Origin of the sequence: Streptantibioticus silvisoli (assembly GCF_027947535.2) — a bacterium.
Lineage (GTDB): Bacteria > Actinomycetota > Actinomycetes > Streptomycetales > Streptomycetaceae > Streptantibioticus_C > Streptantibioticus_C silvisoli.
The window spans coordinates 136723-149633 of sequence record NZ_JAAGKO020000014.1; the positions used below are offsets into that span (position 1 = coordinate 136723).

Below are 12911 nucleotides of genomic sequence, written 5' to 3' on the forward strand. Positions count from 1 at the left end.
GGACCCGGCACGCCACCGCAGTGGTGAGCGCGGCTTCGCTGCCCGCCCGGACCGACGAATTGCTCCAAGCCGTCGGCGGGACCTGGCCGGTGCCCGGTGCGACGCCGGTGGACATCGAGCGGGTCTACGACCGACTCGCCGACCTCGGGCTCGCATACGGGCCGGTGTTCCGGGGCCTGACCAAAGCCTGGCAGAGCGGGGACCGGATCTTCGCCGAGGTGGATCTGCCCGAGCCCGCCCGCGCGACGGCGGGTTCGTTCGGGATCCATCCGGCTCTGCTGGACGCCGCTTCACATCCGTTCGCCGTCGCGGGCGCCACCGCGGGCGCCACCGCGGGCGCGGACTCGGCCGGTTCCGGCCGGTTGCCGTTCCGGTTCACCGACGTGGTGCTGCGAGCCTCGGGTGCGGCCCGGCTCCGGGTGGCGCTGACGCCTCTCGGGCCGGACGAGGTGGCGCTGGCCGCCGCGGACAGCACCGGCAAGCCGGTGCTGTCGATCGGCTCGCTGGCCGTACGGGCCCCGGCCGCCGGCAGCCGCACCGCCGGCGATCAGGTGCTGCTGCGGATGGAGTGGCTCGAGACCACCGGCGCCGCGGCTGCGGTGAGCGAGTGGCTGACGGTCGACGCCGCCTTCGAACGAGGGACGGCGCCGCAGGCTGCCGTGCTCAGCGTGTCCGGTGACCCGGACGCCGTCGTGGCGTCCACCCACGACGTGACCGGCCGGGTCAGGGGCCGGCTGCGGCGCTGGCTGGACGAGGAGCGGTTCGCCGCCGTCCCGCTGGTCGTGGTCACGCGGGGCGCCGTCGCGGTCGGGCCCGGTGAGCCGGTGACCGACGTGGCCGCAGCCGCCGTGTGGGGTCTGGTGCGTTCGGTGCAGGCCGATAACCCGGGCCGGGTCATCCTGCTCGACACGGACGCCGACCTCGACGCCGACGCGCTGGGGCGGGTCGTGGCCGCCGACGAGCCGCAGTTGGCCCTGCGCCGGGGCCGACTCCACGCCGCCCGGCTCACCCGGACCGGCGACGCCGGCGGACCGGTCACGTCACTGGTGCCCGGCACGGTCGCGATCACCGACGGTGAGCGGGCCCACGTGGTCGCACGGCACCTGGTCGCCGAGCACGGTGTCCGGCGTGTGCTGCTGCTCGGCCGACGCGGTCCGGACGAGCCGGAAACGGCGCAGCTGGTGGCGCAATTGGCTCAGCAGGGCGCCGACGTCACGGTCACCGCGTGCGACGTGACCGATCGGCGAGCCCTGGCCGAGGTGTTGGCCTCGGTTCCCGCGGACCAGCCGCTCATCGGCGTCGTGCACACCGCCGAGGCTCACTCGTTGCCCGAGGAGGACTCCGACCCGGTACCGGGTCCGACGGTCGACGCGGCTTGGCATCTGCACGAACTGACCCGGGACCGGGATCTGGCGCTGTTCATGGTGTTCTCGTCGCTGGCCGGCCTTGAGGGCAGCGGCGGCCGGGGCGCCGACGCCGCGTTCCTGGCCGCACTGGCGTGGCACCGCCGCGATCAGGGCTTGCCGGGCGTGTCGATCGCCTGGGACGACCGGGTGGGCGAGCCGGCGTTGTCCGCGGCGCAGGAGATGGCGCTCTTCGACCGGGCGCTGGGCACCGGCGACGCGGTCTTTGCGGCGACCCGGCTGGATGTGCGGGCGCTGCGGGCCCGGCCGGACATCCCGGCGGTGTGGCGGTCTTTGGCCGGTGGTCCACGCCGGCGGGCGGCCGACGACAGCCGGCCCGATCGCGAGGGGCTCAGGCAGCGGCTCGCCGGGCTGTCCGCAAGAGATCGCGAGGAGGTGCTGATCGACGTGGTCCGCGAAGCGGTGGCGGCGGTACTGGGCCACACCTCGGGTGCGCCGATCGAACCGGACCGGCTCCTGGGTGAACTGGGTTTCGACTCGTTGACCGCGGTCGAACTGCGCAACTCGCTGCAGGCCAAAACCGGCGTGCAGCTGGCCGCGACCCTGGTGTTCGACCACCCGGACCTGCGGAGCCTCGCCACGGAACTGGACACGATATTGTCCGAACTGCCACGGGCCGGCGACCGGGGTGGTCCGCTTGCGGAACACCACGACTTGTTCGCTGAGCTCTATCTCGCGGCGATCGAGAACGGCCGGCCGGAACTCGGCGAAGAACTCATGATAAAAGCCGCGCGGTTGCGCGAGAAATTCGACGACCCGGCACAGGTGAAGGCGAAACCGGCCGTGGTCCGCATTTCCCCGGCGGGAGAGGGACCGCACCTGATCTGCGTGTGCCCGACGATCATGACCACCGGGCCACAGGTCTACCTCCGGTTCGCAGCCGAGCTCACGGGCCGGGGAAACCAGGTGTCGGCCCTGGTGCCTCCGGGGTTTGCCGCCGGCGAGCTCCTGCCCGCGACCCGGGCCGCGTTGGTGACCGGTCTGGCCGACACGGTCGAGGAATTCGTGGGTGGGACGGAGTTCTCCCTGGCCGGGCACTCCTCCGGTGGGGTGGTGGCGTACGAGCTCGCCCAGGAGCTGCACACCCGCGGCCTGGCTCCCGCCGGCCTGGTGCTGCTCGACACCTACACCTTGAACCTCAAGGGCGAGCGGGGCGTGTTCGACGACGAAAACCTGCAGCGCGCGTTGAGCACCAGGCTGGTCGAGTACGTGCGCCGGATGGGCTTCGACACGCTGTCCGAACGGATCACCGCGCAGCTGTGGAACCTCGATCTGCTCAGGGGCTGGCGGCCTGAGGGGATTTCGGTGCCGTCGCTGTACATCCGCTCGACGCAGGCCCTCGCGCACGGCGGCGGGGGCGAATGGCGTGATGAAGTGGCCGCCGCGGCGGCCACGGTCGTCGAAGTGCCCGGTGACCACTTCACCATGCTGGAAGCCGAGCACGTGAGCTCGACGGCCAGGGCCGTCGGGGAATGGCTGGAGACCGTGCGGTGAAAGCGGCGGCGGCGCGGGTATCCGCCCTCGCGAACCGCGACCGGTCGACTCCTGGGGGGCCGTCGGCGGTGATGCCCCGGACCGGGCGGTGGGCACCTACGTGGCCGACCGGCGCCGCGTGGCCGCGTGGCGCCGGGCCGCCCCCCGACCTGGCCGATCCGGCCGCCGCACTCCGCGGTCACTGGACAGCCTAGGCCCAACACCACATCAGGGACGTCACCTTCGCCGAGGACGCCTCACCGTCCCCACCGGGCCGGCGCCCGCGCCATGGCCACTTTCCGCGACCTCTCCACCGGCCCGCTCGAACCCTCGGAGCCGACGACCCGGCCAGGACCCACCCGGGCGATCCGCCACGAACCGAACGCGCACCCCCACTCCCGGGTACCACCAACAACCCGGACACCCACGGAACTTGAACAAACCCTGCGGCGAGTACGGTCGGGCAGAATCGGGGAACCGGTTTTTCTTTACCTGCGGCCGAATTGCCTTTACCATTTAAGATATGGCACGCGTTCCTTATCTTACTTCCTCCACCGCTTCCGAAACCATCGCCGAACCGCTGTCAAAGCTGCCCTCGCTCCACGTTTTCGGATTGATGGCCCACGCCGAGACCGCGTTCCGGCCGTGGCTGCGCTTCAGCGGAGCGCTGCTCAACCACCTCGCCCTGGACCCGGTGCTGCGCGAGCTGGCGATTTTGCGGGTCGGGCAGCTCACCGCCCGCTACGAGTGGGACCAGCACGTGCCCGTCGCGCTGGCGGTGGGCGCGACCCAATACCAGATAGACGCGCTGGACCGAGGTGACCTCGACGCGCTGGAGCCGTTGTCGCGCGCCGTGGTCGACTTCGTGACGGGTGTCGTGCGCGACGAGGTCGACGACGCGACCTATGCGTCGGTCAGCGCGTTTCTCGACGACCGGGAAGTCGTGGAACTCACGCTCGTCGCGGGCCACTACCTGATGATTGCCCGGATGATGACGACCTTGCGCATCGACCCCGACCCGGCGGCCGGAGCGGACGCGCTGCTGCTCGGCTGATCCGGACCCCGATCGCGGGCGCGGCTGATCCGCACCCGCGATCAGGGCTGTGGACGTCGGCCGTCAGCCGGCAGTTCGCTGATCCGAGGTGAGGTTCACCCACGTGCAGGCCAGTTCCACTCGCGAAGAGACCTCCATCTTGCGGAAGATCTTCTTCAGATGGAACGCCACGGTGTGCGCGGAGATGTAGAGCTGACGGCCGACCTGCACGTTCGTCAGGCCCCGGCTCACCAGGTTGGCCACCGCGAACTCGGTGTCGGTGAGGGAGCCGGTGCGGTGTCCGTCGTGGCGCATCGGCCGCCGCACGCGGCCCGATCGCACGCCGAGATCACGAAGCTTGCTCGCGACCCGAGCGAGGTCGCGGGCCGCGCCGGCCCGCTCGTAATCGGCGGCCGCGCGTTTCAACTGTTCGACGGCACGATCCTGGCCCAGACGCAGCGAGGACCACGTCCGGGCCAGGTCTTCGGCGGCCGACGCCGACGCCCAGCCGTCCGAATACAGCTCGCAAGCGGCGCGCAGTTTATCGGGATCCTTTTCGAACAGCCCTTCGGCGTGCAGCGCCGCCGCATGGGGCGAACGAAAACCCCACGACTTCACGGTGAGCGACTCGGCCTGCACGACACACTTGAAGGCCAGTCGCTCGTCCCCCATGCTTCGCGCGAGGCGGACGTGCCACGCCGCGGCGGCGGGCTGAGACGCGAAGAGCTCCCGCGTCAGCTGGTCGTCGGCGATCAGGCGCTCGACGAGGTGACTGACGCCGGCCGGACCGCCGTCGGCCTCGAACGCCTGGGCGGCGGCCCACACGCACTGCCCGGGCACGTGCGCGGTACGGCCGAGCAGGGCGTCATCGCCCAGGTTGCGCGCGAATCGCAGGCCGGTCGACGTGTCGGACTGCCGGACGGCGCTCAGCGCCAGGACGACATGCAGGTCCGGCAGCAAGGTGTAGGCGCCGGCCCCTTCGGCCAGCCCGAGGCCGATGTTCGCCTCGGCGAACGCACTGCCGGCGTCACCCGACGCGAGTGCGAACTCGGCGCGGCAGGTGGTCAACGCGGCTGAAACACCGGCGTCGTCGGCGACATCGCACGAGGTGGTCAACTCGTCGAGCAGCCGCGTGGCCTCCGGAAGTTCGCGGACGCGGGTCAGGAGCCGGGCGTGCCAGATCTTGGCGAGCCTTGGGTCGTGCTCGTCACCGCCGGGTGCGGCGGCCAGCTCGATGGCCCGGCGGACCTCACCGGCGAGCCAGGCGGACAGGGAGCGTGCGAGCGGGTTGTCCAGGCGGTCGTCGGCCGCGTTGGCGGTAGGACCTTCAGACGGTGTGTGGGGCAGCTGGGTGGGTAACTGGCACCGGCCATCACGCATGACGCCCATTCACCTTTCGCTGAAACTTCGGAACCGTGCGCGTGAGTGCTTTCGCGTAGTCTTTTTACTCACCTGAAACTCTCGATCCACGGTTCTCGTCAATCGCCACTTCGTTGCTGCGGGCGCCATTGCCCAACTGGGCCGGCCATGATTTCCGGCGACCTGCCAGCGTGTTTACTCGCGGGTCGTGGTGCCGAGCCACGACAGACGTCGTCCGAACAGAAGGGTGAGGCGGGGGCGGGACGACGCCGAAGCCATCCTCCTCCTGCGCGCCGTCAGCAACAACGGCGACTTTGAGAGCTGCTGGCGCTTTTGCGCCCACCGCGACTACCAACGTACCCGTGTGGCCGGGTAACGCGACCAACTCGCCCTCACAGTATGATTATCAGCACGCAGATCCCGCGCGATCAAACGCACCCTCATCGAGAAGCGGTCCTTCTCCGGAATGGCTATCGATCCCGCCGGCGAATAGACCGACCGCCCCATCGCATCGAGAGGCACCCCGCTGACGTGGGCATCCCCGCCGAGGGCCGCCGCAACCACGCGGTTTTCTCCGAAATCGCGGTGCTGGCGAACCTGATCCTCGACCCTCCCGCCCACACCGTCGATCCCAAGGAGCTTTCCCTCGCCACGGTAGGGGAATTGAGCCGAGGATTCGCCTGGATCTGTACCACCTGCGGAACGCAGGAGCCGCTCCGCCAGTGCTTCTGTAAACATTTCGCAGCCCGGACACCCGATTGACCAGCCTTCGGACCGGCGGCAAGTTCGCTGCCAACTTCACCCCATAGGTTCACAGTCTGCGAGCCTATGGCGAGCGTTCAGGACCGCCATCTTGCCGGGCGCCGAGATCTACTGGAGATCCCCTCACCGCAGAGCCGGAACGGCACCAAGTGACCATGCCGATAAGATAGCTGGTCGGGCCATCCTCCTCAATGGCGCCTCCCGCGCATAGTCCTTTATCCACCAAGATCTTCCAGGCTTGCTGATGGCCTTGAGGCTCTCGGGGCGTTGGACGGTTATGCCGACGTCATAGCGGGGTTGAACGTGTGATGTCGTTGGGGCTGACGAGCTGTTGATGGATCGGATATCACGGTGCGATGCGGTATCCACAAGGAGGCGGCCTGACCGTCGCACGTCAGCGGTTCCGGGAGCAGTTACGGATGCGGGCGGCCGAGCGGTTCGCATCCGGCGAGGCCGCTTCGGTGATCGCCGAGGACGTGAGGGTGAGTGTCGGGTCGGTGCAGCGGTGGCGACTGGCCCGGGAGGCCGGCGGGTCCGGCGCGCTGCGGCCCAGTGGTCCGATGTCGCTGCCTCGGCTGGGCAACGCGCGAGTCGCGCAGTTGGAGGCCGGAGCCGGCCGAGGGGCCGGCCGCGCACGGGTGGGAGGAGCAGCGCCGGACTCTCTCCTGGGTCAGGACCGTGACCCAGATGCGGGGGGCGACGGCGTCATGGAGAAGCCGGCTTCGTCCTCGAGGACGAGCCAGGCTCCACGGGCCGCCGCGAGCCGTCCGCGCACGACCACACCTCCGCCCCCCGGCCACCGCCCCCACCGCCTCCTCGTCCCGCCCAGGGCCCGGCGCGTCGGCATCCGGCAGTCACCCCGTGGCCGCACTCCGGGCGTCCGGGGCCGCGGCCGTTCCCGTTGCCGGATCCCGAGCGCCGCGCTGACCTGCTGCAAACCCGGGCAATGCCCCCGCCCGATCTACCGCCCCCGTCCGACGACGGCCGGCGCGACGGACGCAAGAGGTTTTCCTGACGCGACTGCCGCGACCCGGAGCCCCGTGCTGAACATCATGGGACTGCCTGGCGACGGACACGACTGCACCATGAAGCGCCGTCAGGACTCGTGAACATCCACCGTGCCATTGGTCGCTGACTGCTGCTCAACTCATCGACCAACGCTGTCGTCGAAGATGAACGAAGCCGGGGTGCGGGGTGCCGGCCGGTGGTGTGTTGTCGGCAGGGTGTTCGTCGTCGTGTCATCACTGCGGCGAACCCGTGCGTTCACGCCCTGGAAGGCAGTGCACGGCCGTGGGGGACCCCGCCGTGCAGCTCGAGGCCGTCCTGCGGGTCGGGGACTGTGGGCGACGATGGCGGCTGGGGGCGGCAGCCTGTCTGCGGGGGCCTTCACGTCCAGAGAAAGCGGTGCGTCGTCATGAGTTCGTTCAACCAGTGGGACATCGTGTCCGGGGTCGGTGTCACCGCGCTCGGGGTCGCTGCGGCCCGGGCACTGGAGACGCACCGTTCCGGCGCGCTCGTCACAGATCCCTACGCCTCGGCGTTCGTCGAGGCCGCCGATGCGCCTGTTCCTCTGCCTTCGCATCCGAGGGATCTTGACAGCCAGGCGTGGAAGGGCGACACGGTGTGGATGTCGATGGCCACCTACGTGGCCGTGAGGTCGCGTTTCTTCGACGACTTCTTCGCGCGGGCTACTGCCGACGGTATAGGCCAGGCCGTTCTTCTGGCGGCCGGGCTGGACACCCGGGCGTTCCGGCTGGATTGGCCGGCTGGCTGCCGGCTGTTCGAGGTCGATCAGCCGAGGGTGCTGGAGTTCAAGGACACCGTGCTCGGCGAGCAGCAGGCACAGGCCCGGTGCGATCGGCGGGCGGTCGCGGTGGACCTGAGGGACGACTGGGCGGCCGCCCTGCACGACGCGGGCTTCGATACCACCCGACCGACCGCGTGGCTCGCCGAGGGACTGCTGCCCTACCTGCCGGCCGATGCGGAAAACAACCTGTTCGCCACCATCCACCGCCTCTCGGCCCCCGGCAGCCGGATCGCCGTCGAGCACGTGGACACCCAGTCTCTGGGGATGTTCGACGAGGAGGAGATGACGCAGGCGGGCCAGCAGATGGGAGTCGACATCTCCACACTCCTGCACAACGAGGACAAAGAGCACCCCGAGCGTGTGCTGACCGGCCTGGGATGGACAGCACGCTCCGACACGGCACAGCAGACCGCACGCCGGTACGGCCGGGAACTGGACGGGACGATGGGTCGCAACGGCGGAAAGCTGGAGTACATCACAGCAAGCCGGTGACCGCCGCGGTCGGCCCCACCAGGGCCCACCACGCCAAGAGCCCGCCGAACGGACCGCAGCGCTTGGCGCGGTGAAGGCACCCGACATTCCCGCGCCCCCCGCGCGTCCTTGCCTCCCGGCATGTACACCCGCCTGGTCAGTGGATGCGGGACAGGTGCCCGGAGCGGGACGAACGGCGACGGCGCCGGCCCGGCCGACCCCGCTGAAGGCGGCACGGCGGGCCGGCTGCCGTCGCAGGGGGTCCTCTCGCTGATGGTTCCTGTGCGTAGGGGACGCCGGATGGACGTCGCCGGTTGGACGGCGGCGGTCGGACGTGTCTCCTCAGGGAGTTGGGTGGCAGCCTGCTGTTGGATGAGGTCGGGGGAGTAGGGGTCGGCGCCGCCCGCCGTGCCGGCAGTTGACGCCGCGCTGCCCGCCGTGCCAGCAACCGACGCCGCCCCGGCGCTCACCGTCCTGGCGCCGGGGGCCGCGATTCCCCCCGAACTGCCCGCCGTTGATGCGGTTGAGGTTCCCGCAGTCCCGACCACGGTGGTGGAACCCACCACGGCGCTCGCTTCGCCGGTACGGCGTTCACCGGTAGCCGGGAGCGCGGCGGGGAGTGCCACCGGGCCGGAGGTGCTGACCGCCCGGATCCGCGCTAACGTCTCCGCTGCTCTGGAAGCGCATGGCGGGGACGTCGAAGCCGCGACGAAGTTCCTGGACAAGAAGCGTGCCCTGGTGGACGTCATGGAGCTGTTCAAGCTGTCCCGCGTCGGGGGCCGTTACGAACACTCGGAGTTTCCCCCGACCGCCGACATCCTCAAGAAGCGGACGCAGAAGGGCCCGGACGAAATCTGGGAAGGTCGCCCGAAGTGGCGTAACTCTGCTCTCGTCGAGGCGGTGAAGGGGGCTGCTGAGCCGATCGAGGTGGTCGCGCTCGATATGAATGCGGCGTTCCTGTCCGCGCTGAAGGCGCATCTGCCGATCGGCCGGCTGGAGCCCGACACCACCGGTGTCCACAATCGTAAGCGTTCCGGTGTCCATCGCATCACTCCACCCGGCTGGGACCACCAGGACCTGCCCAACCCCCTGGGTGCCCGTCAGGAGCCGGGTCCGTTGTGGGTTGCCGAGCCCACACTCCGTCTGCTGTTCGAGGCCTCCCGGCTCGGCTTGTGCGACGTACCGGTCATCCACGAGTCCTTGACTTCGGGTGCGACCGAGGGTCTGGTGGAGAAGCTCCGGCGTGCTCTCGTCGCGGCCCGCCGTGAGGCGATCGAGACCGACGACGATGTGATGTACGAGTATGTGAAGTCGATGTATTCCAAGTTTGTGTCCACGATTGGGGAGTCGACGACCAACCGGGAGCTGCGCCGTCCGGACTGGGTGCACATCTTCCGCGCTCAGGCGTTCGCGAATCTTTGGCGTAAGGCGTACAAGCTGCGTCAGGCCGGCCTGGCCGCGCCCGAGTCCGGCTTGGCTGTGTATGAGATGTCGGGCACGGACGAGCTCCATGTACGTGGCGACTGGCGCCAGGTGTTCACCGAGGGTCGCGCTCCGGATCAGGTTAAGCTCAAGCGTGCCTACATGATCGGGGGCCGCTGAAGTGGCGGGTCGCTGGCGGGACTTCGGCCTCTACGGTGCCCAGGGCATGCCCGGTAGCGCGGCACTGGCCCAGCAGTTGCAGGAGGTGGTGCGCGCGACCGGGATCGCCTCCCCGATCACTACACGCCGCGGCCTGTCGGCCCGCCTGCGCTACCTGGCCTCCAAACCGGGCCGCGCGGCACTCACCGAGGCCGGGGTCACGGTCCGCCCGTCTGTGTTGCGTGCCTACGCCGACGGTACCCGCGCTCCCCGTCCTGCCACTCTCGGCAAGATCGAGCGGGCCTACTTCGAACGCCGTGCGGAGAACATGATCCGCTCCGGTGCCCTGCAAAAGCATTTCGAGCAGGACGGCGCCGGCACGCGTATGGAGATCTACCCTGTTGACCAGTCCCAGGTCAGCGATCCCCGCCGACGGGTCCTCGGCGACAGGACCGTCACGGTCCGGTACGTGTGGGGTGATCTGGTCCACGCCTGGGACGAGGGCGACGACGCGACCATGGACGACATCTGGGACAGCATCATCAACGACCTGATCGGTTCCGACTACGATGCCTACTCCTACGTCACCGGCGTCGGATTCGCCTGACCTGACACCACCCCGCCGAAAGCCGCCGCTAACCGCCCACCGCTAACCGCTCACATCGACGTCGCCCCTCGCCGTTGCGCGCGGTCCGCACAGGCGCTGCGCCGGCTGGAGCAGTCCCGGGGCTCCGCCCGTCAGCCGGAGCCTGGGAGGGCTTGGCACAGGTTTTGATGTCGGCCCGTCAGGCCGCCGGTGTGCTGCCCGTGATGCTGCTGCCAGAGGTGAGGTGAGGCCACCCCCGGGATCAAGAGGCGCCGGGGGTGCCGGGGGTGGCGGGCGTGGCGGGGTGGTGTGGTGGTGTGGTGTGGTGGTGTGGTGTGGTGGTGTGGTGTGGTGTGGTCGGGGTCAGGGGCAGCGCATGGTGAGGTTGGCTTCCCAGTCGAAGGGGTTGTTGTCGTAGGTGATCAGGTAGTTGATGGTCTGGACGTAGCAGCCGGGGAACTGGGCCTCGGCGTTGGCCATGGCGGCTTGTGAGCTGGTGCCGAACCCGATGGCCTGGTAGGTGCCGGCGGGCGGCGTGGCGGGCCGTACGGCGGCGGAGGCGGGCGCGGCAATGCCGAGGGCGAGGGCCGCAACGGCGGCGGCGGTGAGTGCGAGTCGTCTCATGGCAGGAGAGCCTGCCGGGTGTCGTGCCGAGGGGGGAATCGGCACGGACGGGTTCCGGATGCCGTTACCGCGATCCGGCCCCGGAACTCGCCCCGCAGTGCTGCACATGTGCCACGGAGTAAGACAGTGGCCAAGGGAAAACTGGGCTGATTTCCGCAGCTGCCCCGTGAGACCGGGGACCGTGTGGCTCTCGGGGCACCGGCATGGCCTCCGCCGAGGGCCAGAATCCGACAGAGCCACTACGCCGGCCGACGCACACCTCGACCGACGCGCCCCCACCCGACATCCGTCCGGACAGACTGCGGCAGTGCCGCCCGACGACGTCCTCGTCGACCACCTCATGCCCCCGCCGCGCCGCGCTCCGCGACCGGCCTTGACCACACCGCCACCCGCCTCCGGCACACTGCCGGGTGATGAACGCGACGCTCTCCGAACGGTGTTGGTGCTGCCCACCGTCCGCTATGAAGCCCGCGCCGAAACGCCGACCGCGCCACGCCGCCGGCCCGGTCCGTTACCGTCGTCGGCCCGGTAACGTGCTCGTCGTTGGGGCCACCGAGATGGGTTTGGCCGTCGGTGTGACTGCGCCCGGATCAGCGAGTGCCCCGGTAACTCCGTCAGCGCGTAAACCATCCGACCCGTCGACCCGGGCGACAGTGGCGGGGGAGTGATGACGGAACGCCGACCAGGCGGCCGGGCCGCTCGCACCGACCAGCTCGTCGTCCAGCGGGCCAGCTGCCGCAAGCCCGAGCAGCACGTCCGCCCACCGCAACGCCCGTCCCTTCACCGCCTATTGGGCCCGTCCGACGGCGCACTGGGCCTGTCACGTGGTCGGCTCGATCCGGTCGAGGTCGGCAACCGCAGCGACGACCTCCGGCTCCTCGGCCGGGGCATATTGCGGTTTCTGCATATTGGATGCGAGGGAGAACTTACTCAGGCAGAGGCCGAGTTGCGGTTTGTGCATACGCGCCACAGCGCCGGCCTCCCGTGCCTGCCTGCCGCTGCGGAACGCCCCCAACATCTCGTGGAGGAGCCAACTGCCGCGCCGCACAACGTCTTCCAGCGCCGTGGGAGCCACACAACGCCACCAGTGGGGAATCGCCGGCTGCGACCGTGGTTCCCCACTGGCCCCACTCTCTGGTGGACCCGCCGGTCAACTTTTCAGCATCAGGCATGCCTTCACCTCGCCGACGACGTCCACCCCCTGACGCCGTCCGCCCGACTCCTGTACGTCCCGCGTAGGTGTCACCCACTCCGCGCGAAGGACGAATTGCGGTTTCTGCATGCCGCACAGCGGTCAGGAAGCGCATCGGGCGACCGTCGCGTTTATCCGGAAGTCCCTGTAAAAGGGGTGGACTTGTTCGTCCGGCCGCCGAAATCGCAAGTTCAACAGAGCGAGATTGCGAATACTGCATTCCCATCCATGGCTATCGGCTGACGAAGAGTCAGGAAATAGAGTCAAGAGGTATAGACCACATAACCATGCCAATAAAACTAGCGCAAAGTAGCGCCTACCTTCACTTGACAAAACGTCAGAGGAGACTCCTCCCATATGAGATCTCCCCATCGGGCCTCTGAGGGACACTCACTTGGAATCCGCGCCCAGCTTGCGCCCCCATCCGAGCAGCTGAAATGGGAGAGTTGACTCGATGGCCAGCAGTGCGACGGATCGCCGGCCAGTCGCCGAAGGCGATTGGCCCCCACCGCTCACCCCGCACTGCTGGCCAGCGGCGCGAAGCGCCGCAGCGTCTTTGGTGTCGCGTAGTGACACCGCGTCGTGTCTCCGAAGGAGAC

8 protein-coding genes and 3 pseudogenes are annotated in these 12911 nt (G+C 69.3%); 8 read left to right on the forward strand and 3 right to left on the reverse strand.

Annotated features, from left to right (window positions below; all coding sequences use genetic code 11):
- Positions 1–110 precede the first annotated feature (110 nt).
- Positions 111–2918 (forward strand): annotated as a pseudogene (locus POF43_RS35295) (type I polyketide synthase); the annotation flags it as partial.
- Positions 2919–3420: 502 nt separating this feature from the next.
- Positions 3421–3951 (forward strand): carboxymuconolactone decarboxylase family protein, encoded by a 531-nt coding sequence (locus POF43_RS12340; protein ID WP_271321983.1) that lies wholly within the window; start codon positions 3421–3423, stop codon positions 3949–3951.
- Between the two features lie 63 nt (positions 3952–4014).
- On the opposite strand, the gene POF43_RS12345 is transcribed toward POF43_RS12340, so the two are convergent.
- Positions 4015–5310 carry a LuxR family transcriptional regulator gene (locus POF43_RS12345; RefSeq protein ID WP_271321984.1) on the reverse strand — a complete coding sequence of 432 codons (1296 nt, stop codon included), beginning with the start codon at positions 5308–5310 and terminating at the stop codon, positions 4015–4017.
- Between the two features lie 510 nt (positions 5311–5820).
- Between POF43_RS12345 and POF43_RS12350 the strand changes: the two genes are divergently transcribed.
- The 6 genes and pseudogenes from POF43_RS12350 (at position 5821) to POF43_RS12370 (ending at position 10517) form a co-directional block, all read left to right on the forward strand.
- Positions 5821–6051, forward strand: a complete 231-nt coding sequence (locus POF43_RS12350) for a hypothetical protein (protein WP_271312296.1) — start codon at positions 5821–5823, stop codon at positions 6049–6051.
- A 356-nt stretch (positions 6052–6407) separates the two neighbouring features.
- Positions 6408–6739, forward strand: a pseudogene (locus tag POF43_RS35300) (IS630 family transposase); the annotation flags it as partial.
- Between the two features lie 172 nt (positions 6740–6911).
- Positions 6912–7063, forward strand: a pseudogene (locus POF43_RS35305) (IS630 family transposase); the annotation flags it as partial.
- Between the two features lie 402 nt (positions 7064–7465).
- Entirely contained in the window at positions 7466–8350 is an 885-nt protein-coding gene (locus POF43_RS12360; protein ID WP_271325490.1) for a class I SAM-dependent methyltransferase, read from the forward strand.
- A 417-nt stretch (positions 8351–8767) separates the two neighbouring features.
- Positions 8768–9931, forward strand: a complete 1164-nt coding sequence (locus POF43_RS12365; RefSeq protein ID WP_308217736.1) for a dihydrolipoamide S-succinyltransferase — start codon at positions 8768–8770, stop codon at positions 9929–9931.
- A gap of 46 nt (positions 9932–9977) precedes the next feature.
- The gene (locus tag POF43_RS12370; protein ID WP_271325149.1) at positions 9978–10517 is read left to right on the forward strand and encodes a hypothetical protein; all 540 of its coding nucleotides are present in this window, start codon (positions 9978–9980) and stop codon (positions 10515–10517) included.
- A 342-nt stretch (positions 10518–10859) separates the two neighbouring features.
- On the opposite strand, the gene POF43_RS12375 is transcribed toward POF43_RS12370, so the two are convergent.
- Together POF43_RS12375 and POF43_RS12380 are read right to left on the reverse strand one after the other, a co-directional pair.
- Positions 10860–11120: a hypothetical protein gene (locus POF43_RS12375; protein ID WP_271325776.1), complete on the reverse strand. Its 261-nt coding sequence runs from the start codon at positions 11118–11120 to the stop codon at positions 10860–10862.
- 820 nt (positions 11121–11940) lie between these two features.
- Positions 11941–12195 carry a hypothetical protein gene (locus tag POF43_RS12380; RefSeq protein WP_271325775.1) on the reverse strand — a complete coding sequence of 85 codons (255 nt, stop codon included), beginning with the start codon at positions 12193–12195 and terminating at the stop codon, positions 11941–11943.
- Positions 12196–12911: the final 716 nt, after the last annotated feature.